The organism is Aeromonas sp. Y318-1, from assembly GCF_027706125.1.
Classification (GTDB): Bacteria; Pseudomonadota; Gammaproteobacteria; order Enterobacterales; family Aeromonadaceae; genus Aeromonas; species Aeromonas hydrophila.
The window spans coordinates 259,456-278,935 of the sequence record NZ_JAPDCM010000006.1; the positions used below are offsets into that span (position 1 = coordinate 259,456).

Here is a 19,480-nt window from a genome sequence, read left to right on the forward strand (position 1 = left end):
GCTATTTCTCCAGGGCGCGAAACATCTCGATAGCTCTCACCCGGGCAACGGCGTGGTCCACCATGGGAGCCGGATAATCGTGCCGCCCCTTGAGCCGCAACCAGTCGTGGGGCTGGTGCAGATAGGCGGCAGGCAGATCAGCCAGCTCAGAGACCCAGGTACGAATGAACTCCCCTTGCGGATCAAACCGTTGCCCCTGAGTGGTGGGGTTGAACACCCGGAAATAGGGCGCCGCATCGGCGCCGGTCCCCGCCGCCCACTGCCAGCCGCCGTTGTTGGCCGCCAGATCGCCGTCGATCAGTCGGCTCATGAAGTAATCCTCCCCGAGCCGCCAGTGGATGTGCAGATCCTTGGTGAGAAAGCTCGCCACTATCATCCGCAGCCGGTTGTGCATCCAGCCGGTGGCGTTGAGGCAGCGCATCGCCGCATCGACGATGGGGTAGCCGGTGCGTCCCTCGCACCAAGCGGCGAAGGCATCCGGATCCCAGCTCCACGGCAGGGCCGCCGTCTCCTGTTTGAAGGGCCGATTCATGGAGAGGGTCGGGATCAGCACCAGCAGGTGGCGATAGAACTCACGCCAGATGAGCTCATTGAGCCAGACAAAGCCGGGTTGAGCCTTCGACTGTGGCCGGTAGCCGAGCCGCTGCTGGAGCGCCGCCACGCACTGGCGCGGGCTGATGATGCCGGCCGCCAGATAGGGGGAGAGCACGGAGGTACCCGCGATGGCAGGGAAATCGCGGGTCTCGCCATAGTCGAGCACCGCCTGCTCCAGAAAATCATTCAGACGGCGCCTGGCCTCGGCCTCCCCCACCGGCCAGCGGGGGTCTGCCGTCAGTTCGCCAAGGGCGGCATCAACGAAGTCCCGCTCCGTCAGCGGCTGCCACGGCAGCGGCTCACCATGAGCAGTGGGCGCGCGATGAATGACGAAACCATCCTCGTCGAGGGCCTTGAGCCAGGCGCGGCTGAAGGGAGTGAAAACCTTGAACATCTCGCCAGAGCCAGTCAGCACCCGCCCAGGCGGTAGCACGCAGCAGCCGTTGAGCCAGTGGCAACCCACCGCCTGTTCCGCCAGCGCGGCGCTGACGGCCTGATCCCGACGCAGCTCATCGATCTCGATGGCCTGATTGGCGTAGAGCTGGGTTACGCCCAGCTCGCGACAAAGATCTGCCAGCGCCGCCGGCACCTCGGCAAAAGTCTCCACTCGCAACAGATGGAGCGGGATGCCGAGCGCCGCCAGCTCGCGGCCCAGCACTTCAACCTGGGCTAGCACAAAGCGCTGACGGACGGGGGCCAGTTTATGCTGCTGCCACTGGGTGGGGGAGAGGATAAAGAGCGCGGCCACCGGTTCATCACCGGCGCAGGCATGCCGCAGCGCCGGGTTGTCGGCCAGGCGCAGATCATTGCGAAACCAGACCAGATTCATGATTTTTTCCTCCCGCGTCCGCCGGCACCACCCGCCGCAGGCGTGCCCGCCATCGCCTCGGCAAGGCTCGCTTGCCAGCCGTGGGCTTGCAGCCACTCGCCATCGTAGAGGCGCCCCAGCTCACCAAAGAAGCGGGTACCGGCGGGCCAGCCGGCAGCCAGCTCCTGCTTGCCAAGCCCGGCCCCCAGCAGCACCAGCCAGGGGGTGACGGCACGCCCCTCCAGCAGGCTGGCATAGCGGGGCTCCACCGCCCCCAGCAGCTGCACCTCATGGCCCTGACCGATCAGCTCGTAGGCGGCCCAGACCAGATCGAGCGGGCCGACTTGTCCCCAGCTCGCCAAGGTGACCGGTACCCCCTTCTCCTGCTCGATGAGATGGCGGGCAAAGCGGGTATGCAGCCAGCCCAGCCACACCTGTTGCAGCAGCTCGCCATCGGGCCGCTCGCGCCACAGCCCGAGCAACCGTTCCACCAGCGGCTGCAGCACCCGGCTGCGCACCAGCTCGAACGGGTAGCTCGCCAGCAAGTCGTTCAGCTCGGCCTCCGCCTTGCGCTGGTTGAAAGCGAGCAGCGCCTGACTGAACTGCTCCAGGGTCTGCTGCCAGTGATCGCTCACCGGCTGGGCCTGGGGTTCGCTCAGGAGCCCCTTCACCTGCCCGATGCTCACTCCCCGCTCCAGCCAGCTCAGGATCTCGCCAATCTGGCGAATGTCCTGCTCGCTGTAGAGGCGGTGGCCCTTCTCGGTGCGGGCCGGCTGCACCAGCCCGTAACGGCGCTGCCAGGCGCGCAGGGTCACGGCGTTGACGCCAGTGAGGCGGGAGACCTCGCGAATGGGGTAGATCCCCTCCTCCGGCGAAGGAGAAGCGGCGTGCGGTAAATCAGACATAACGGCATCCAGCAAAGGTTGAGGGAGAGGCCCCGGCCATCCGCCGGGGCCTGCACAGAGTATTCAGAGCCCGTAGCGCAGTTTCAGCGTGTCGGGATGGGGATTGAGGTACACCTGCTCGGCGAGATAGGGGTTGGGGTATTCGCGCAGGTAATGGCGGATCAGGGTGAGCGGCACCAGCAGCGGAAAGACGCCGGTACGGTATTTGTCGATGGTGTCGCACAGTTCCTGCTTCTGGGCCGGGGTCAGCACCCGCTTGAAGTAGCCCTGCAGGTGCATCAGCACATTGGTGTGGCTGCGCCGGTTGGCCCGCAGGGTCAGCGCCGCCATCAACCCCTTGATGTAGCTGTCGGCCACCTGCTGCAGGTCGGCCTTGGCCAGGTTGCCGAGCAGCTTGCCGAGCGCCCGATAGTGGGTGGTGGCGTGAGAGAGCACCAGATACTTGTAGCGGGAGTGGAAGCGGATCAGCGCAGAGGCGGTGATACCGCGTGCACAGAGCTGCTGCCAGTCGTGGTAGGCAAAGACCCGCAGCACGAAGTTTTCCCGCAGGATGGGATCGCACAGGCGGCCATCCTCTTCGACCGGCAGCAGGGGATTGGCCTCCATCAACGCCTTGGCAAACAGGCCGACCCCCTCCTTGGCACTCCCCTCGTTGTTGGCGCCGTAGATCCGCACCCGCTCCATGCCGCAGCTAGGGGATTTGGCGCAGAGGATGTAGCCGGAGATGAAGTCGAGCTGGCGCGCCTTCTGCTCGCTGAAGGCGATGAGCTGGTCGGTGGCATCGAAGCTGCCGTTGCTCGCCTCGGCGCGGATCTCGCCGTGGCGCTTCACCAGCCGGATGGCGGCGCGGGGCGCCCCCAGGCCAATGGCCATCTCGGGACAGACGGGGTGATAGTCAAAGTGGGCACCAAGATCCCGTTCGCAGAAGCTGGAGCGCTTGTGGCCCCCGTCGAACCGTACCTCCTGCCCCAGCAGGCAGGCGCTGATACCAACCTTGATCTTGTACATATCATCACTCCTTGTATAAGTCCGAATCAGTTATAGCAGTTATACAAAAAAATGGAAGTTGTATAACTATTGCGGACTGATACGGCGCATGGGGGAAGGGTGGATCAACCGGAAATGAAAAAACCCATGACCGAAGTCATGGGTAAAAATGAAGACACTACAGGAAGGATGATTAGAAGCTGTACTTCACACCCAGGCTGGTGATGGAGCCCTGTTGCAGGTCCCACTTGCGGTAGGTGTAGTCGGCGGTGAGGGCCAGGTTCTGGCTCACCTTGTAGGCGGCGCCCACTTTGAAATCGTGCATGTCGTCGGTCATGTTGGCGTAGCGGTAGCCGGTGGAGAGCTCGACCGCGCCGATGTCGTAGCGCAGGCCGGCCTCACCGTACATGCTGCCGCTGCTCTTGCGGGTGATCTCATCCCAGCCATTATTCTTGGCGCTGGACTTGAGCTCACGTTCCATGGTGTAACCCATCAGGCCCGCTTCTCCATACAGGTTCAGACCTGTGCTGAGCGGGGTGTAGACACCCAGACCCAGGCTGGAGATGCCCATGCTGTCGTTGCCATCGTTGCGGGAGGTGTACTCGCTGCCCAGACGACCGTAGAAGTTGGAACCGAAGCTCTTGGAGAGGTCCAGGTTCAGACCGCCGAAGTCGCGGTTGTTGCTATCCTTGCCGCCGATGTAATCGGACTTGGTGTGCGCCCAGGTCAGGCCACCTTTGGCGTAGCTGAAGGCATCCTCAGCCAGAGCGGAAGTTGAAGCGAAACCGGCCAGAACCAGAACTGAAAGTGCAACTTTTTTCATTTTGATGACTCCACAGGTTGAGCTAGTTGGGACCTAGCTGGAATGGGGTCATTGTGCAGAGGGCGGGGAGAAATGCCGAGCGGCAAGCTGTTGCCAAATCATGTCAGATGTAAGCAACTGTTGCAGGTGGTTACCGGGTTAACAATCAAGACAGGCTCCACGAAGGAGCCTGTTGCATGAGGGATCAGCGGAACTCCACTTCCTCAATCTCGACCCGCACCAGGGGCTTGCCGGTGAGGCCGGCCGGGCGCGGCACCTCCAGCACCATGGAGGGGCGCTGCTGTCCCTTGCGCAGATAGGACTCCGGCAGGCGGTTCTCGCCGACCCAGAAGCGGGCCTCCTGCTTGACCAGCTGGGCCCCCTGCTCGCTGAACAGGGTGACGCTGCCACGCACCCGCACCACGTTGCGGGTGCCAGTGTTGCTCACCATGAATTGCAGTTGCAGAGGATCCGAGCCCTCCACCTTGGCCAGCTTGACGCCGATCCCGTCCTTGACGGCCTGAGCCAGCAGCTCGGGGTTGCTCATCGCCTGCTCGGTCAGCACCGGCACGGCCACCGTGCCCTGCACCGCACTGCCGTCGGCGGCAGGTTTGAGCAGCAGGTACTCCCAGGTGAAGTCATCGTTGAGCTGTACCTGGCGGCCATCAGGCAGGGTCACCTGGGTGAGCGGAGCGGCCTGCACCAGCAGGGGCGAGAGGCAGAGGGCAACCAGCAGACGGGACAAGGGTTTCATAGGGTGATGACTCGGCGTCGATGGAAAAGGGCGTCAGTATAAAGAGTCCGTCCCGGCTTGCCTATGACCGCTCTCACGTTCCTGCCCTCGGTTGCCTAGACCACCAGCTCCTGCCGCTCCTCTTCCGCCGCCATGTCCAGCGTCACCAGATCGAAGGCCGTGCTCTTGAGGGCGGTGAGGATATCCGGCTGCAGATCGAAGGCCTGGGCCCGCAGCCGGGCCGGCACCCGCACCCGGGCCAGGGTGGTGGCCCGATCGGCCAGGGTATGAAAAAACACCTGAGCCTCCTCCAGCCCCATGTCGGCCAGCATCTGCTCTGCCATGTCCACCATCCGCAGATGACGGCGCTCCACCAGCTCGGGGTCGGAGAAACGGTAGCTCAGGCAGCCGTGGGCACTCTTGCCCCAGCGCCCAAGCTGGCGCTTGTTGAAGCCGTAGCGAAAGTCCCTGTGGGTCATGCCCTGCTTGGCGAACAGCCAGAGGGTATTGGTCGGCAGGCTGCCGAAACGACGCAGGTACTCCTGCAGCTCCTCCACCGGCGCCGGCAGCAGCATGGGCAGGTGACTCCAGTCGGTTTCCAGCGCGGTGAGGTGGCAGATGTAGCGCACCGGGTCGATCACCTCGTTGAGGTGGCGCAGGTGATCGCAGAAGATCATCTCATCGGTTTTGATGACCCGCTGTTCGATGCCGTAACGCTGGCAGTAGCGCTTGGCGCGCGCCACCTCCTTGCGGCTGCGGGTCGGGCTGTCCAGGGTGATGGCCCGGATCCGGATACCGCTGGCGCGGCACAGATCCATGCTGTAGCAGGATTCCAGTCGACCGGAGAAGGAGACCGCCAGTTCGCCGTAACCAGCCAGGGTCTCGATAAGTGACTGTTCCCTGGTCTGAAAGGTCTGATCGTATCCCCGATTCAGCACAACGATATTGGCATCCATAACGACGGCACCGGATGATGAATTGGGCGCCATTGTGCTGCAACAATCCTGAATAAACCCTTAAAGGGCAGGGATAAATCAGAATTTAATGATAATTTCATGCCAATTAGTTTCATTTTCATCCAGCTGAGCATCATAAATCCGAAGTTTCGCCTGATGAACCTGATGCATGCGCAGAAATCCCTCGGCCTGCTCAAGGGAGGCAAAGGTCAGCCGGCCCCCTCCGCTGTCGGTGAGACACTGCATCTCGCCGTCGGCCTCGACGCAGAGCTGATACCCGCTGCCATCCAGACAGGCGATCAGCAGCCCCGCGTCCGGATAGTGACTGAGCCAATTGCGAAACCGGCCATGCTCCATACCCTCTCCCTCTACATCCTGCCATTCAGACGGGCAGGTAACCCTGCGCCACCAGTTGCTGGCGACAACTGTATGCATCGGTAAACACCAGGCCGCCGATCCCCAATGCCTGTGCGGCAGCCACGTTGGCCGGGCTGTCATCGATGAACAGGCACTGCTCGGCCTGCAAGTCGAACGACACCAGCAGATAGCGATAGATATCTGGCTCCGGCTTCATCATCCGTACCCTTGCCGACACCACCTTGCCACTGAAGAAACGCCAGAAGGGCTGATGCTGCTCCAGCCAGTCGATGCTGGCATGCCCCATGTTGGAGAGTGCGTAGAGGGTATGACCCGCCCCATGCAGGCTCTCTATCAGGCTCAGCATAGCGGGATCCGGCACCAGCGAGGCGGGCACCGCCTGCAAAATCGCTAGGTTTTCGGCGGCACTCAGCCCGGTGCGATGCTCGGCCTGGCGGGCCATGGTGTGCAGTGACAGGGTACCGCGGTCCACCTCCAGCCAGTCCGGGTGGTTGAACAGCCGCTCCGCCAGCTGCTCCGCTCCCTGCGCCCCGCGCACCGAGCGCACGATACCGACCGGATCCCAGCTCACCACCACCCGTCCCAGATCGAAAATAATCGCCATCTTCACCTCCAGCTATCTGCATCATTACGACAGCAAACGGGTCCGTTTTACCCGGTTTTTCCCCCGCAGGCTCACGCCCCTACCCTGCCCCGTTCGCCTCCCCCGGGCAAGTTTTACTTGCATCGCACGGTCAAATCCCTTAATGGTTATGGCGTTACCTCAAGGACACACTCATGCACGCACCATTCTTTTTTGCTTTCTCGTTTATCCGGCCCTCATGAGGGAAGGCCCGTCGTCACGTGAAGCACTCGCGTAAACAGAAAGCAAAGACGAATCGAGCCTCCCCTAGCGGAGGTTTTTTTTTGCAGCCACCACAATCGATTACTTGGATAGGGAACCATCATGGCAACGCTCGACGAGATCAGACAAGACATCACCCAGTTGGATCAGGAGCTGCTCGCCCTGCTGGCCAAACGCAAGACCCTCAGCATCGAGGTCGCCCGCGCCAAGCAGGCCAACCCGCGCCCGATCCGCGATCCCCAGCGCGAGCAGGATCTGCTGGTCGCCCTGATCCAGAAAGGGCGTGTGCTGGGGCTGGACGCCCAGTACATCACCCGCATCTACCACACCATCATCGAAGATTCCGTGCTCTCCCAGCAGGCCTATCTGCAGAGCCTGCTCAACCCTGAGCAGCAGGAGCCGATGACCAGCGTCGCCTACCTGGGACCGCGCGGCTCTTATTCGAGCCTCGCCGCCCGCAAGTACCTGGCCCGCTACAAGGATCAGGTGATCGAGGTGAACTGCCAGAATTTCCGCGAGGTGTTGGATGCGGTGGAATCGGGCCGTGCCGCCTTCGGCGTGCTGCCCATCGAGAACACCAGCTCGGGCTCCATCAACGAGGTGTACGACGTGATGCAGCACACCAGCCTCTCCATCGTCGGTGAGCTGACCTACCCCATCGAGCACTGCATCCTCACCGCCGTGCCGACCGAGCTGGGCCGCATCAAGACCTTCTATGCCCACCCGCAGGTATTCCAGCAGTGCTCCCATTACCTCAGCAAGCTGGAAGGGGCGCGCCACGAGATCTGCGACTCCTCCTCCAGCGCCATGATGAAGGTCAAAGAGCTGGCGAGCCCGGAGGCGGCGGCCATCGGCAGCGCGGCTGGCGGCGAGCTGTACGGGCTGGATGTGCTGGCCGAGCAGCTGGCCAACCAGAAGGAGAACTACAGCCGCTTCATCGTGGTGGCGCGCAAGCCCATCGACGTGGCACCGCAGATCCCGGCCAAGACCACCCTCATCATGTCCACCTCCCAGAAACCGGGCTCCCTGGTGGAGGCACTGCTGGTGCTGCGCAGCAACGAGATCAACATGACCAAGCTCGAGTCCCGTCCGGTGCAGGGCAACCCGTGGGAGGAGATGTTCTACCTGGATGTCTCCGCCAACCTGCAGACCCCGGCCATGCAGGCCGCGCTGATGGAGCTGACCAAGATCACCCGCTACATCAAGGTGCTGGGTTGCTACCCGAGCGAAGACGTCAAACCGACCGCCGTACCGCCGGTGCTGCTGGGCAACTAGCCAACGCTGCAATCAGCCAGGCTGGGCGGCCGACACCACCAATGAAAAAGGCGACCCTCCGGGGTCGCCTTTTTGTCGTCCATTCGCCTGAGATATGCCGTCAGAACTGGCCCGCCATCAACTGGTTGATGTTGTAGAGGGCGCGGGTATCGAGCTCCATCTCGGTGGCATAGGTGTTGCCGCGGGGATAGGAGGCCACCACCCTGGCGCCGCGCACCATGCCGGCCACCGACACGTCCAGCGAGTTGGAGGTCTGGGTCAAGTCCTTGTAGCTGCTCTGGCCGCGCACCTGCTGGCCGTTGAGCTGTTCCGCCAGCTCCCGATAGGCATCCATCTTGGAGGCGCGGATGGCCTGCAGCATCTTCTCGGACTGGGACGGACCGGGCTGGATGTCGATCACCGCGTAGCCGACCGCCTTGAGCACCGGGAAGTCATCCGGCTTGTTGTTGCCGCCGCCATAGTTGACCACCCGATTGCCGCCGCTGCACGCCGTCAGCAACAGGGCCAGCAGGCATCCGAACAGGATTTTCATTGCATCTACTCCTTGTCAGGGCGTCAGATTGACCAGATGGCCGCCGGGACGCGCCTGGCTGTCACGCATCAGGTAACCGCGGTTGATCGAGGCCCGGCCAAACGAATTGTTGGCACCGAACAGGTATTTTTGCGGGATCAGGCTCTGGGCCGTGGTCTCCACCATCTTGGTACGCAGGTCGATGATGCGGGCATTGACCAGGATCCCCTGCTTGTTGCGGCTGAAGGTACCGGTCAGGATGCGGGAGATGGGCAACCGGGGGGAGAGGTCCCGATAGTTGCGGCTCATCACGAAGTCCCCCTGCGGGGTGACCTTGATGCTGCCGGTCAGCTTGAAATCCACCACCACTTCCCCGCGCCGGTTCAGCTCGTAAATAAAGCTCTCCTCGATCTGCTGCCCCATCCAGTTGGTGTCCTGCAGGGTATCGAGATCGACGAAAGAGGAGACCGCGATGGGTTCGGTCAGGGTGGAGAGCGACTTGCGCTCCATCAGCTGATCTGTCATGCGCGCCACCAACCAGTTGAGTTCCATCCCCTGCGCCGCCTGACGAGGATCACCCTGCTCCCGGTTGATGGGGTCGGAGCCGCAGCCGGCCAATGCCAGGGCGAGCGCCAACGCCGTGATGAGTTTGTTCATGGATACCTTTCCTGTATCTGCACCTGATTTGTTATCGGTTCGACCGGCCAAAGCTTGAGCCGGGAATGAGGCATGGATCTTGCTAAATATTCGCGAGTGCTGTGCAACCGGCACGGTTCTGTGATCTGTATCGGCCGGCGACCTCGCTTCGACAGGGGTGAATCGCGCCGACCCGCATATTCAAGGTGCTTGTCATGAAATTACCGCTGCTGTTAACCCTGCTACTGGCCAGTCTGTCGGCCCGGGCCGAGATCATCGAGGCGCAGGGCAGTGCCGCCATCCTGGGCGGAGACGAGGTCTACGCCCGTGAGCAGGCGACCCGCGATGCCCTGCGACAGGCTCTGCTGGCCAGCGGCGCCGCCGTCTCCAGCATCCAGCGCCTGGAAAACGGCAGCCTGCGCTCCGAGCAGATCCAGATCCGTTCCGGCGGTGACATTCGCCAGTATCGACTCAAGCGAGAAGAGGTGCGCAACGGCCGCATGTATATAACGGTACAGGCCGACATCCAGGCCGAACGCCAGATCTGCCAGACCCAGCACTACGCCAAGGATTTGACGCTGGTGCGGCTGCGGCTGCGCTACCCCGAGCAGGCGAGCTACGGCGCCCTCGACGACATGCCCGCCAACCTGTCACGCCGCATGTTCGAGGCCCTGGCCAATGCGCCACAAGGGGTGGCCGTGCGCCAGTGGCTGGACGAGAACCTGCGCATCGACCCGCTCCACCTGCAACAGGGGGATCGCAGCGCCCTCGAGGAAATCAAGGCGCTCAGCCTGCGCACCGACAGCCAGTATCTGGTGCTCGGCAGCATCGACGATCTCTCCCTCGAGCCGCAGGGCAACCAGCTGACCAGCTGGTATGAAGACCCCATCCGCAACTTTCGCATGCAGCTCTATCTGTTCGACGGCATCAACGGCAGCCTGCTCGGCCGCAAGGAGTACCAGGGTCGGGCCAACTGGACCTTCGCCAAGCGGGATCAGGTGGGCAGCAGCAGCGGCCAGTTCTGGCAGTCGAGCTACGGCCAGGAGGTCAACTACCAGTTGCAGGAAGCGGTGCAGGATCTGGTGGCACAGCTCAGCTGCGCCCCGGTCACCGCCCGGGTGGTCGGCCAGAACGAGCGCGGCCCCCACATCAATCTGGGCCGCCGCAACGGCGTCCGGCTCGGGGATCAGTTCCGCATCCAGCACGATGCCGATTTCATCGACCCCTACGGCAAGTCGCGCATGATGCGCAACCCCGCCGACGGCCTGTTCGAAGTGGTGCAGGTGTTCGAGGATGGCGCCATCATCAGCAGCCAGAACAAATATTCACCGTTTAACATCCAGATCGGGGATCTGGCAGTATTGGAATAAGAATCAAGGGTTTAAAAGGGAGCGGCTTCTTGTATAATGCCCGCCACAATGCTCCCGTAGCTCAGTAGGATAGAGCGGTCCCCTCCTAAGGGACAGGCCACTGGTTCGACTCCAGTCGGGAGCACCATATAAAACAAGGGGTTAGCATCTTCATGATGCTAACCCCTTAGTCGTTTTTGGCCCCGTACCCCTCTCCGTACCCCTCCAACGAAGTTCATTATCTCACTAAAAGTGACCGATAAGAGGTGCTTATTCACGCGCCCTTAGATACCAAATGATTATCATTACAATAATTTACAGATATATGTTATCTCCATGAACCTACCCAAGGGACTGCTCTGTGCAGTCCCTTTTTCATTGGAGATCTCCCATGGCTCACCTGATCGACACCATGGCCTACACTGGCCAAACCCCTTGGCATGGCCTTGGCAATGTCTTGCCCCCGCAACAATCTCTCGATATCTGGCTGCAGGCAGCCAGGATGGATTGGACCATCGAGCAGAGCGACGTGATGTTTAACGTCGCCTCTGATGCACTGCATATCCGCCCCTACAGCGACAGCAAGGTACTTTATCGCTCCGATACCCTTGCCCCCCTATCGGTGGTCTCAAGCCGCTACAACGTGGTACAGCCTCACGAGGTGCTGCATTTCTACCAAGACCTGGTGGAAGCCGGTGGCTTTGAGCTGGAGACTGCTGGCTCGCTTAAAGGCGGCCGCAAGCTGTGGGCTCTGGCTAAAACAGGTCAGGATCTAAAACTCAAAGGCAGTGATTTGGTGAAGTCTTATCTGCTGCTGGCGACCAGCTGTGACGGCACGCTCTGCACTACGGCGCAATTTACGTCTCTGCGGGTGGTCTGCAACAACACCCTGCAGATGGCACTACGTGGCGCTACCGGCGCCATCAAGGTACCCCACTCCACTCAGTTCGACGCGGCAGCCGTCAAAGAGTCGCTTGGGCTGGGGCTCTCCAATTGGGATGAGTTCAAAGTCCAGACCAAGGCGCTGGCACAACGGTCCGTGGCCCCCGAAGAGGCGCTGCGCTTTTTCAGCGACCTGTTGGCGCAACCGATGGATGAGGAGAACATCATCCTCACACGACCGGTACAACGGCTGCATGAGCTCTATCAGGGCGCTGGTATGGGCTCAGAGCTTGCCAGCTCCCGCAATACTGCCTGGGGATTGGTCAATGCGGTAACGGAATATGTGGACCATCACCGCCGCGCTCGCAGCCAGGATCACCGGCTCGATTCCGCCTGGTTTGGTCAGGGCGCCCAACTCAAATCCCAAGCCTTGAGCCAAGCTCTTACCCTGCTGCAGTAATTCCTCTTCCCTATCTAAACCGCATAACGACCTCACCCGGACTGGCGCAAGCCAATCCGGGCGTAGCCATTTATGCCGTCAACAAGGAATCGTCATGAAAGCAAAAGCCAAATACGGCCAAGCCCTGCGGCTGGCCTCCACAACCCAGTTAACCCGCGAGCAATGGCTCGCTATCCGCAAGCTCGGCATTGGCTCCTCCGATGCCGCCGTGGCAGTGGGACTATCCCCCTACAAATGTCCGCTCAGCCTGTGGCTGGAGAAGACCGGTCGCAAGGAGCCAGAGGATATCTCCAAAAAGGAAGCGGTGCTGTGGGGCATTGAGCTGGAACCAGTCTTGGCGCAGGTCTATGCCAAACGCACCGGCTATAAGGTGCGCCGGGTCAATGCGGTGCTGCAACACCCCGAGCAACCCTTCATGCTCGCCAACCTCGACAGGGAGGTGGTCGGCCATCCCGATGGGCCGGGCATTTTGGAGATCAAGACCGCCAGCTATCACAGCGCCCCCCAGTGGGAGGTAGGGGTGCCGGTGGCCTACCAGTGTCAGGTACTCCATCAGCTAGCTGTCACCGGCCATGCCTGGGCCGAAGTGGCAGTGCTGATCGGCGGCCAAGACTTTCGGATTTACCGCATCGAGCGTGACCAAGAGAAGATCCAGGATCTCACCGAGCGGGAAGCGCAGTTCTGGCAGATGGTGCAACAAGACCAGCAGCCCGAGCCTGACGGCTCCGGTGATGCCGCCAATGCCCTGAGCTGGCTGTTTCCGCGTGACGATGGCCAGACGGTGGATCTCTCCGATTCCCCCGAGTTCAACCAGCTGTTTGGCGAGCTGCTGCAATTGCGTCAGCAGAAAGAAGCGGTCGAGTTGCAGGAGTCGCAACTCAAGCAGCGGCTGCAAGCCACTTTGGGCGAAGCCACTGCCGGGTTGTTTGCCGACGGCAAGATCACCTGGAAGCGCAGCAAAGACCGGCTGGCACCGGATCTGGAGAAGCTCGGTCAGGATCATCCCGACCTGCTTACCCGTTACGTCAAACCGGTGCCCGGCGTGCGCCGTTTCACCATTCAACCCTTGAGGCAAACACCATGATCAAAGGACTGGCGATTACCCCGCCCGTGATCGGGCGGATCTGCATCGGCAAGCTGGTGCAAAAACAGGATAAGTGGGTGCCGGAAAAGGACGACAGCTTCACTCTCACCACCCAGGTACAACAAAGGGGGGGATGGTTGCTCCATCCCCTGCATCAACACTATTCATCGCAAAAAAGTGGTCAAGGGCAGGAGCAGACCAAGATCCGCGCCATTCCGGTGCGAGTGCTATTCAACGATAGCGACTTGAATCTGCGAGCGGAATACAGCGCGTTTGACCGGCAAACCGGCAGGCCGCTCTGTGTCGGTAATGGGGAGGTGGCTAGACGAATGGGGGCACAAGGCATGGAGGAGGTCAGCTGCTCTGGGCCAGAGCGCTGCGCCTTTGCAGGCCAACAGGGTTGCAAGCTGTACGGGCGACTGAACCTGTTTGTGGAGGGGCAAGGGGATGAGCTGGGCAGCTTTATCTTCCGCACCACCGGCTACAACTCGGTACGCACCCTGGCGGCACGGCTCAAGTACCTGGAGGCTGTGAGCGGCGGCCATACCCGCTATTTGCCGCTCATCTTGCGGCTACGAGCCAAGAGCACTACACAGTCCTACCGCACACCGGTCTACTACGTGGATTTGACCTTGCGGGAAGAGACCAACCTGACTGAGGCAGTCAGGCTGGCACAAGAGGCCGCCCAGCGTGACCAAGAAGCAGGCTTGGCCATCGAGCAGATGGAGCAGGCTGCTCGCGAGTTGCTGCGTAACGGCCAGTTTGAGGATATCGATGAAGAGGTGCCGATGCTGTTGGAGGAGTTTTATCCCGAAGCCAACAGCGACGAGACGGCGAATGGAAACACAGGGTCAGTGGCGACTGCCTCGCTTAACCCACCACAAAGCCAAGCAACCAGAACGCCACAGAAACCACAACCAAGAAGGGGTCCACTCACCAACAAATTGGGGAAAGAGAACCCATCCCCTCCCCAGTGAATGGTGGATGTTCAGCGGGGACGCGCCAACCGCTCCACCAACCGTTCTACCGTTTCCAACAACAGAGCTCGGTCAGCATCATCGAGCCGAGCCAGTTGCTGGCTCAGCACAATGCCCTGCTCGGTCGGGCGGTTACTGGTCTCGCGCAGAAAGTCCGCCAGCTCACAACCAAACAGTTGAGCGAGCTCCGCCAGCCGCACCACGGTCGGCACCACTATCCCCCGCTCCATCCGCGAGATCGCCTCCATCCCGATATTGAGGTATTCAGCCACCTGCTCTTGGGTAAAACCTGCCTGGTTACGCTGACGCCCAATAGCCTTACCCACGTTCTTGGCTAACTGCTCAAAGTTGATATCTGTCATAAGTCCTCCAATCAACCCTTATGGTTGTGGGTAGACCTGTTGACATGAAGAACCTCAAAAGGTGAACATCAACCTAATAGGTTGTTATTGGGCGTTTTTTGCCTACCAGACCTGTAAGGGCTACTCCCTTTTCAACGATTTACTACCAATAGGAGTTCTCATGAAACAGCTCGTTCCATTGCTCAGCCTGGCACTCGCCACACCGAGCGCCATGGCCAGCGACACCAATGATATCTGGTCCTATCAAGACAGTAATGGCACCACCTTGGCTCAAGCGTGCAATAACAAACGTACCTGTGAGCTGATCTACAAAAACAGCCACTACCTTGCCCTCGTGAACAACCGCTCCCAAACGGACTGTGCCATCGGCGACCTGCTGGTTGCCGAACACTCTAGCCGCAGCTTTAAAAAGCTCGATACCGGCACCTGCAGCTCCTCCGCCAGTATCGAGGTCAATACCTACAATCGGCTGAACAACGTCGATATCATGGTCGGTGACCGACTCATCAAGCGCTATCCGCTAGATGCCTGGATGTGGGGAGAAATACGCAAAGCGGGTAAGGGGGCATCCTGGAGCAAGGCGGAAGAGAATGCCCAAAAACCCCGAAAACTGGACACGCCGAAAGGCCCTCCGGCACAGTGGATTGTACAAGAAGATAAATATGGCCTTCGCTACATATTGACTCAAGGCAAGGACTATTCCCGGTATGTGCTGGAGATCAAATGCGCCTATCAAATGCCGGGGTGGAGTCACCTGCACTCCAACCTCCGATATACCAGAGCTTATAACGCCTCAGCGACCGTTGATGAAATCGAACTCGATGGTAAACGCCTCTCTGGGACAGTCAGAAACCAAACAGAGTGGGCCCAACTCGTTAACGCCATTCTTTCCGCATCAACCCTGAGCGTCTACAACGTCTACGGCAAGCCTGGCCAAGAAGCCATATGGACAGCGAAACCCATGAAGTTGAACTCCACTTGCGACTATTACAACGGCTGAACCATGAACATCGTTAGAACTAAATGCTCGATAGCTGCCCTGATAACTTGTGGATTGCTGTGGGCAAATGCCAGCCATGCAGAAGATCAGCGTTATCTCGCTATCCAGCACACCGACACCGTATACGCCAACCAAGGCGTCTGTGCATACCACTTCTCCTTAGATAGCGGCGGTGCCGGTGAGTTTGGTCACTTGTACATCTCGCTGCAGTTTAATGACAAGAAGGGCAAGGCCCTGGCCGAATCAACGCTGGAAGTGGAACCCTTCGGCGGGAGCTCAGCCACACGCTATGGCGGTGGATTTACGGAGGTCGACTGCGGACAGGTAGAGCAGGCCAAGTCCATCGCCATTATTCAGGCAACAGAGGTGCTCGCTCACAACCAAGTCACTCGGCTACCGGTATCCACCTTCACTCCCGAGTTTCATCAACCATTGAAGATCACCGTGAGCGACAAGTAGCCCGCTCAGAAAAACAAAGCCAAAGGGCGTCACCATCACGGTGACGCCCTTTTTCATTTCCAACCCCTTAATAGGATCATCACCCCATGACACGACATTTCATTATTGGCGATCACCTGGTTGCACCACAGCCTGAAGGAGACCATCACGGCATCTTTGTTGGCCATGATCAGGTTATTCACTGCCTACCAACCCCTGCTGGCGAACCTTCGGGTCAATTGGCGCTGACCTCCCTGGCTGAATTCAGCCAACATAGCGTCATTGAGGTCAAGCCCCATGCCCAACGTCTGTTCAGTCGAGAGGAGACCCTGACACGGGCCTACGCACGGCTCAGCGAAGGTGCACAAGGCCAGCCCTTTGCCAATAGCGAGCAATTTGTCACCTGGTGCATCGAAGGGCTTGCACGTGCCCCCAAGTTACTGCAGACCGCAGTTGCAACCGTCGTGGCTGCCGAAATGGCTCGCCATACGCTGGGCAAGGCGGCTACTAGTGCAACTGCAGGACTTGCTGCCAGCACGCTGGCCACAACCGCTAGCAGTACCGGCGCCGCCGCCACCGTGGTGTCGGTTACCGGGATTGCTTCAGCCCCGCTGTTAGCTCCACTTGCCGTAGGCGCCATCGCAGCCTATGGCGTCAGCAAACTGTGGGATTGGTTAAACGACTGACCGATCACTTCAAAGCAAAAAGCAGGAGGCCGCTCCTGCTTAAACTCAATGAGGAAACACCATGACCATTCCCTTTTTCCGGGACGGCTTTGCCCTGCCTGTTGCCCACGCGTTGCTGGCTCTGCTCAACCAAGAAATCGCCAAAAACGAGCTCAATCTTGAACGCTTAACCCAACTAACCTTCAACTTTCGCAACCCCGTCTATAGCTCCGAGCAAGGCGGCGTGCACCCGGTCGAGATCCGACTGATCCGTGGACTCGATGGCTGGCTATTCGATTACGTCACCGACTTCAGTTATCAAGGGCTGGGGCAGGATGCCGAGCTCTGCAAAGAGCTCGATTTCAACTTCCTCGATGGGGAACACACCATGTTGGACTGGGGACCGTTGCGACTGGCCGAAGCGCGGGAGTTGTTCGATATCTGGCAAAGCAACTTCATTGCCTACTGCCGGTTGGAATGCTTCAGCGTCACGGTCGCAGGAGATTAGGAGGACACGATGCCCCATGAATTAGCGCTCTCCCACTACTCCCGTCAGTGGCTGGGACAAGTTGCCGCCAACGCCAAGATAACCCCCACCCGCAGTGGTCAGCGCTGGCTGCTGCACCTGACACCTGGTAGCCAACAAGCTCGTACCGTCACCCTGCAAGTCCGTTGGTCCGGGCCGCAGTGGCAACTGCTCTCCCTCACCAATGCCGAGGACTGGCACAACATGAATCAGCCGAGAGATGAGATCTGCATCGACCCCAAGCGCAATTGCTTCTGGCATTGCCAAGCAGGGCCGGTGCCGCTCACCGAGCAGCCTAGCGTACTGGCAAGCTTTTTGACCGACCTGCAGCGCATCTGCATCCATCGCGGCTATGCCGTGGAGAGTGACCCCATCCCCGACCAGGAGACCGAAGATGATTAACGCCGTGCTCGACATCGAGCTGGAGGCTTACCTTGAGCACAATGGCCAGATTGAAGCAGTGCATGACCGAGGCCAGCCGGTGGACGGTTATGCCCTCTATCTGCGCTATGAAAACGAACAGGGCAATGCACTGGCGCAATGGCTGTGCGACCACCCGGATCACCGCTGGCTAACCCAGCTAGGAACCCTGCTAGCGACCAGTTACCACATTCCACTGCACGACTACACCACGCACACACTGGCAGTCTGAGCACCGCCAGCCAACCCTGCTGTCATACCCCATTTAGCAGCCATTAACCCACAACCTCGCCTACCCTGCCGCGCCCAACGCGGTGGGGCGATAGTGTATGTAGCACCATCATGCTGCATCACAAACTGATCGCCAAGGAGATCGCCAACCAGATTGCCCGTCAGAAACTGGCCAAAGGCACTGCTATCACCGACAAGCCACAGGCGCTGTAAACCCTATTGCAGAGCAGGGAGCACGAAGTATTGGCCATGCTGTTCTTGGATAATCAGCATCAGATCCTGGCTTATGAGTAGCTGTTTCGCGGTAGACTCAGCAGTCCTAGGGTTCACCGGAAGAGAACACCACCGAAAAGGGAATCAATTGAGACAACCCACTAAACTTCACTCTTCAGCAACTAAAAATTTCATTACGTTGAGATTCCTTGAATTGTAAAAGACTATTAAATGAGCAATATTAATAATATACAGAGCGATACAACGTAGGTAAGCATGCTCAAATTCAATAAGATTTCTGGCTGTGTTGAGTGGCATTCAAAGAAAATCGCAAGGCTCAGCAAAAGCGAAAGCCTCGTATTTTTTCTATTACTGAAAAAAATAAGTAACTTTGCTAGTAAAGAAGAATTACTTACATCTGGATGGCCAGATAGATTTGTCTCACCAAACTCACTGTCCGTAGCAATAAAAAATATTAGAAAAGCACTATCTGGCACAGACTTTAACATTGAAACAGTTCATAGAAAAGGATACATATTACATGGTGATGCCAATAGATTTACAATAATTGATGATAGCATTATAAATCGCAATGACATTAACGATATCAGCACAAGTGAAGTCACTGAGAATGAAAAAACAAACGATGTAAACAATAGAATAAATAACCCTCTAGATATAGAAGAATCAGCTTTAACTCTTAATAGCAATAATATTTCTAGACAATCAGCACCAGCCATGTTCAAGAGGTACCATTTTCTTTTTAGTATGAGGAAAGCTATCATCTTTAGCTATTACGTTATAATTATATTTCTTTCATTATCAATTTATATCCATACAGAAGATTTATATTGTTACAAAGTTTCACCAATAGCTAACGCATGTGGCATATTTTATTTAAATGACAGAGATTTAAAAAAACTCCAACACATTATATCTGATAAAGAAGGCGAATTCTTATATGGATATGAGACAAACTCACATGATTTTAAAATATACAAAAATAATTAGCGTAATCACATTAAGTTTTTACGCGCTACTCCCATTTATTAATGGCCTTGGTTGTAACTATAAGTCTGAAACAGTAAATGACAATGTTGTATACTTAACCTCATGTAAAATGGGAATTGTTGAATCAATAGCGTGGAATAAAATAAATGGTGAAAAGAAGGTCTTCAAAGGCTTTTTAGCAAAGAAAGATAGTAGCATCATTTTTTTTGTCACTCACTCACTAGAACTGGAAAAACCAATATATGATTTTAATCATGGGCTAAACCTTAGATTTAGTGATGCAACCATTTGGTCAGCTAAACTAATACATACAAAGGAAAATGACTTAGTATTGGTTGGTAATCCATCTTATCAAATATATATAACTAACATATCAGGTAAATTAGCGTTTTGGTGAAAAAATGCTTAATTTTAGTAAGACACCGATTTTAAT

General features: G+C 58.2%; 24 protein-coding genes, 1 tRNA gene and 1 other annotated feature. Of the genes, 14 read left to right on the forward strand and 11 right to left on the reverse strand.

Annotated features, from left to right (window positions below; all coding sequences use genetic code 11):
- Window position 1: 1 nt before the first annotated feature.
- From phrB to OKB87_RS11485, 8 genes are all read right to left on the reverse strand, one after another.
- The gene (phrB, locus tag OKB87_RS11450; protein ID WP_270827484.1) at window positions 2-1,423 is read right to left on the reverse strand and encodes a deoxyribodipyrimidine photo-lyase; all 1,422 of its coding nucleotides are present in this window, start codon (window positions 1,421-1,423) and stop codon (window positions 2-4) included.
- The gene (locus tag OKB87_RS11455) at window positions 1,420-2,307 is read right to left on the reverse strand and encodes a MerR family transcriptional regulator (RefSeq protein WP_270827485.1); all 888 of its coding nucleotides are present in this window, start codon (window positions 2,305-2,307) and stop codon (window positions 1,420-1,422) included. The genes phrB and OKB87_RS11455 overlap by 4 nt, the downstream gene beginning before the upstream one ends.
- Window positions 2,308-2,370: 63 nt before the next feature.
- Window positions 2,371-3,315 (reverse strand): YbgA family protein, encoded by a 945-nt coding sequence (locus OKB87_RS11460; protein ID WP_270827486.1) that lies wholly within the window; start codon window positions 3,313-3,315, stop codon window positions 2,371-2,373.
- A 172-nt stretch (window positions 3,316-3,487) separates the two neighbouring features.
- A complete protein-coding gene (locus OKB87_RS11465) occupies window positions 3,488-4,117 on the reverse strand; it encodes an outer membrane beta-barrel protein (protein ID WP_102989232.1) in 630 nt (209 codons plus the stop codon).
- A gap of 184 nt (window positions 4,118-4,301) precedes the next feature.
- Window positions 4,302-4,850 (reverse strand): DUF3157 family protein, encoded by a 549-nt coding sequence (locus tag OKB87_RS11470; protein ID WP_016349812.1) that lies wholly within the window; start codon window positions 4,848-4,850, stop codon window positions 4,302-4,304.
- Window positions 4,851-4,945: 95 nt separating this feature from the next.
- Window positions 4,946-5,818, reverse strand: a complete 873-nt coding sequence (locus tag OKB87_RS11475; protein WP_011705023.1) for a hypothetical protein — start codon at window positions 5,816-5,818, stop codon at window positions 4,946-4,948.
- Window positions 5,819-5,863: 45 nt separating this feature from the next.
- Entirely contained in the window at window positions 5,864-6,142 is a 279-nt protein-coding gene (locus OKB87_RS11480; protein ID WP_011705022.1) for a DUF6482 family protein, read from the reverse strand.
- A gap of 25 nt (window positions 6,143-6,167) precedes the next feature.
- A complete protein-coding gene (locus tag OKB87_RS11485; protein WP_270827487.1) occupies window positions 6,168-6,767 on the reverse strand; it encodes an HAD family hydrolase in 600 nt (199 codons plus the stop codon).
- Between the two features lie 169 nt (window positions 6,768-6,936).
- Window positions 6,937-7,071 (forward strand) — a sequence feature (Phe leader region).
- Between the two features lie 38 nt (window positions 7,072-7,109).
- Between OKB87_RS11485 and pheA the strand changes: the two genes are divergently transcribed.
- On the forward strand, window positions 7,110-8,282 hold the full coding sequence (gene pheA, locus OKB87_RS11490) for a prephenate dehydratase (RefSeq protein ID WP_011705019.1): 1,173 nt from the start codon (window positions 7,110-7,112) through the stop codon (window positions 8,280-8,282).
- Between the two features lie 100 nt (window positions 8,283-8,382).
- Here pheA and OKB87_RS11495 read toward each other — a convergent pair whose 3' ends face one another.
- On the reverse strand, window positions 8,383-8,814 hold the full coding sequence (locus tag OKB87_RS11495) for an LPP20 family lipoprotein (protein ID WP_011705018.1): 432 nt from the start codon (window positions 8,812-8,814) through the stop codon (window positions 8,383-8,385).
- Between the two features lie 15 nt (window positions 8,815-8,829).
- Entirely contained in the window at window positions 8,830-9,450 is a 621-nt protein-coding gene (locus OKB87_RS11500; RefSeq protein ID WP_016349807.1) for a FlgO family outer membrane protein, read from the reverse strand.
- Window positions 9,451-9,644: 194 nt separating this feature from the next.
- On the opposite strand from OKB87_RS11500, the gene OKB87_RS11505 reads away from it, so the two are divergent.
- From OKB87_RS11505 to OKB87_RS11525, 5 genes are all read left to right on the forward strand, one after another.
- The gene (locus OKB87_RS11505) at window positions 9,645-10,799 is read left to right on the forward strand and encodes a flagellar assembly protein FlgT (RefSeq protein WP_016349806.1); all 1,155 of its coding nucleotides are present in this window, start codon (window positions 9,645-9,647) and stop codon (window positions 10,797-10,799) included.
- 50 nt (window positions 10,800-10,849) lie between these two features.
- A tRNA-Arg gene (locus OKB87_RS11510) sits at window positions 10,850-10,926 on the forward strand.
- 243 nt (window positions 10,927-11,169) lie between these two features.
- On the forward strand, window positions 11,170-12,120 hold the full coding sequence (locus tag OKB87_RS11515; RefSeq protein ID WP_270827488.1) for a DUF932 domain-containing protein: 951 nt from the start codon (window positions 11,170-11,172) through the stop codon (window positions 12,118-12,120).
- A 94-nt stretch (window positions 12,121-12,214) separates the two neighbouring features.
- Window positions 12,215-13,204: a YqaJ viral recombinase family nuclease gene (locus tag OKB87_RS11520; protein WP_270827489.1), complete on the forward strand. Its 990-nt coding sequence runs from the start codon at window positions 12,215-12,217 to the stop codon at window positions 13,202-13,204.
- Window positions 13,201-14,181: a recombination directionality factor gene (locus OKB87_RS11525; RefSeq protein ID WP_270827490.1), complete on the forward strand. Its 981-nt coding sequence runs from the start codon at window positions 13,201-13,203 to the stop codon at window positions 14,179-14,181. Before OKB87_RS11520 ends, OKB87_RS11525 begins: the two co-directional genes overlap by 4 nt.
- A gap of 11 nt (window positions 14,182-14,192) precedes the next feature.
- Here OKB87_RS11525 and OKB87_RS11530 read toward each other — a convergent pair whose 3' ends face one another.
- A complete protein-coding gene (locus OKB87_RS11530; protein WP_270827491.1) occupies window positions 14,193-14,543 on the reverse strand; it encodes a helix-turn-helix domain-containing protein in 351 nt (116 codons plus the stop codon).
- 160 nt (window positions 14,544-14,703) lie between these two features.
- On the opposite strand from OKB87_RS11530, the gene OKB87_RS11535 reads away from it, so the two are divergent.
- The 8 genes from OKB87_RS11535 (at window position 14,704) to OKB87_RS11570 (ending at window position 19,444) form a co-directional block, all read left to right on the forward strand.
- Entirely contained in the window at window positions 14,704-15,543 is an 840-nt protein-coding gene (locus OKB87_RS11535; RefSeq protein WP_270827492.1) for a hypothetical protein, read from the forward strand.
- Between the two features lie 3 nt (window positions 15,544-15,546).
- On the forward strand, window positions 15,547-16,002 hold the full coding sequence (locus tag OKB87_RS11540; RefSeq protein ID WP_270827493.1) for an IrmA family protein: 456 nt from the start codon (window positions 15,547-15,549) through the stop codon (window positions 16,000-16,002).
- Window positions 16,003-16,088: 86 nt separating this feature from the next.
- Window positions 16,089-16,667 (forward strand): lecithin retinol acyltransferase family protein, encoded by a 579-nt coding sequence (locus tag OKB87_RS11545; protein ID WP_270827494.1) that lies wholly within the window; start codon window positions 16,089-16,091, stop codon window positions 16,665-16,667.
- Window positions 16,668-16,728: 61 nt separating this feature from the next.
- The gene (locus OKB87_RS11550; RefSeq protein WP_270827495.1) at window positions 16,729-17,154 is read left to right on the forward strand and encodes a DUF2787 domain-containing protein; all 426 of its coding nucleotides are present in this window, start codon (window positions 16,729-16,731) and stop codon (window positions 17,152-17,154) included.
- Between the two features lie 9 nt (window positions 17,155-17,163).
- On the forward strand, window positions 17,164-17,574 hold the full coding sequence (locus tag OKB87_RS11555) for a hypothetical protein (protein WP_270827496.1): 411 nt from the start codon (window positions 17,164-17,166) through the stop codon (window positions 17,572-17,574).
- Window positions 17,567-17,824 (forward strand): hypothetical protein, encoded by a 258-nt coding sequence (locus OKB87_RS11560; protein WP_270827498.1) that lies wholly within the window; start codon window positions 17,567-17,569, stop codon window positions 17,822-17,824. Before OKB87_RS11555 ends, OKB87_RS11560 begins: the two co-directional genes overlap by 8 nt.
- Before the next feature lie 488 nt (window positions 17,825-18,312).
- Complete coding sequence (locus tag OKB87_RS11565) at window positions 18,313-19,047, forward strand: winged helix-turn-helix domain-containing protein (protein WP_270827499.1); 735 nt, start codon at window positions 18,313-18,315, stop codon at window positions 19,045-19,047.
- Complete coding sequence (locus OKB87_RS11570) at window positions 18,998-19,444, forward strand: hypothetical protein (protein ID WP_270827500.1); 447 nt, start codon at window positions 18,998-19,000, stop codon at window positions 19,442-19,444. The genes OKB87_RS11565 and OKB87_RS11570 overlap by 50 nt, the downstream gene beginning before the upstream one ends.
- The last annotated feature ends 36 nt before the right edge of the window (window positions 19,445-19,480 follow it).

Bases quoted from the DNA above. Each gene is read 5' to 3' on its own strand.
- OKB87_RS11455 (WP_270827485.1), bottom strand. From the start codon at position 2,307: ATGTCTGATTTACCGCACGCCGCTTCTCCTTCGCCGGAGGAGGGGATC.
- OKB87_RS11550 (WP_270827495.1), top strand. From the start codon at position 16,729: ATGACCATTCCCTTTTTCCGGGACGGCTTTGCCCTGCCTGTTGCCCAC.
- OKB87_RS11480 (WP_011705022.1), bottom strand. From the start codon at position 6,142: ATGGAGCATGGCCGGTTTCGCAATTGGCTCAGTCACTATCCGGACGCG.
- OKB87_RS11470 (WP_016349812.1), bottom strand. From the start codon at position 4,850: ATGAAACCCTTGTCCCGTCTGCTGGTTGCCCTCTGCCTCTCGCCCCTG.
- OKB87_RS11535 (WP_270827492.1), top strand. From the start codon at position 14,704: ATGAAACAGCTCGTTCCATTGCTCAGCCTGGCACTCGCCACACCGAGC.
- OKB87_RS11540 (WP_270827493.1), top strand. From the start codon at position 15,547: ATGAACATCGTTAGAACTAAATGCTCGATAGCTGCCCTGATAACTTGT.
- OKB87_RS11555 (WP_270827496.1), top strand. From the start codon at position 17,164: ATGCCCCATGAATTAGCGCTCTCCCACTACTCCCGTCAGTGGCTGGGA.
- OKB87_RS11520 (WP_270827489.1), top strand. From the start codon at position 12,215: ATGAAAGCAAAAGCCAAATACGGCCAAGCCCTGCGGCTGGCCTCCACA.
- OKB87_RS11530 (WP_270827491.1), bottom strand. From the start codon at position 14,543: ATGACAGATATCAACTTTGAGCAGTTAGCCAAGAACGTGGGTAAGGCT.
- OKB87_RS11565 (WP_270827499.1), top strand. From the start codon at position 18,313: ATGCTCAAATTCAATAAGATTTCTGGCTGTGTTGAGTGGCATTCAAAG.
- OKB87_RS11525 (WP_270827490.1), top strand. From the start codon at position 13,201: ATGATCAAAGGACTGGCGATTACCCCGCCCGTGATCGGGCGGATCTGC.
- OKB87_RS11475 (WP_011705023.1), bottom strand. From the start codon at position 5,818: ATGGCGCCCAATTCATCATCCGGTGCCGTCGTTATGGATGCCAATATC.
- OKB87_RS11545 (WP_270827494.1), top strand. From the start codon at position 16,089: ATGACACGACATTTCATTATTGGCGATCACCTGGTTGCACCACAGCCT.
- OKB87_RS11495 (WP_011705018.1), bottom strand. From the start codon at position 8,814: ATGAAAATCCTGTTCGGATGCCTGCTGGCCCTGTTGCTGACGGCGTGC.
- OKB87_RS11460 (WP_270827486.1), bottom strand. From the start codon at position 3,315: ATGTACAAGATCAAGGTTGGTATCAGCGCCTGCCTGCTGGGGCAGGAG.
- OKB87_RS11570 (WP_270827500.1), top strand. From the start codon at position 18,998: ATGGATATGAGACAAACTCACATGATTTTAAAATATACAAAAATAATT.
- OKB87_RS11465 (WP_102989232.1), bottom strand. From the start codon at position 4,117: ATGAAAAAAGTTGCACTTTCAGTTCTGGTTCTGGCCGGTTTCGCTTCA.
- OKB87_RS11485 (WP_270827487.1), bottom strand. From the start codon at position 6,767: ATGGCGATTATTTTCGATCTGGGACGGGTGGTGGTGAGCTGGGATCCG.
- OKB87_RS11505 (WP_016349806.1), top strand. From the start codon at position 9,645: ATGAAATTACCGCTGCTGTTAACCCTGCTACTGGCCAGTCTGTCGGCC.
- pheA (WP_011705019.1), top strand. From the start codon at position 7,110: ATGGCAACGCTCGACGAGATCAGACAAGACATCACCCAGTTGGATCAG.
- phrB (WP_270827484.1), bottom strand. From the start codon at position 1,423: ATGAATCTGGTCTGGTTTCGCAATGATCTGCGCCTGGCCGACAACCCG.
- OKB87_RS11515 (WP_270827488.1), top strand. From the start codon at position 11,170: ATGGCTCACCTGATCGACACCATGGCCTACACTGGCCAAACCCCTTGG.
- OKB87_RS11500 (WP_016349807.1), bottom strand. From the start codon at position 9,450: ATGAACAAACTCATCACGGCGTTGGCGCTCGCCCTGGCATTGGCCGGC.
- OKB87_RS11560 (WP_270827498.1), top strand. From the start codon at position 17,567: ATGATTAACGCCGTGCTCGACATCGAGCTGGAGGCTTACCTTGAGCAC.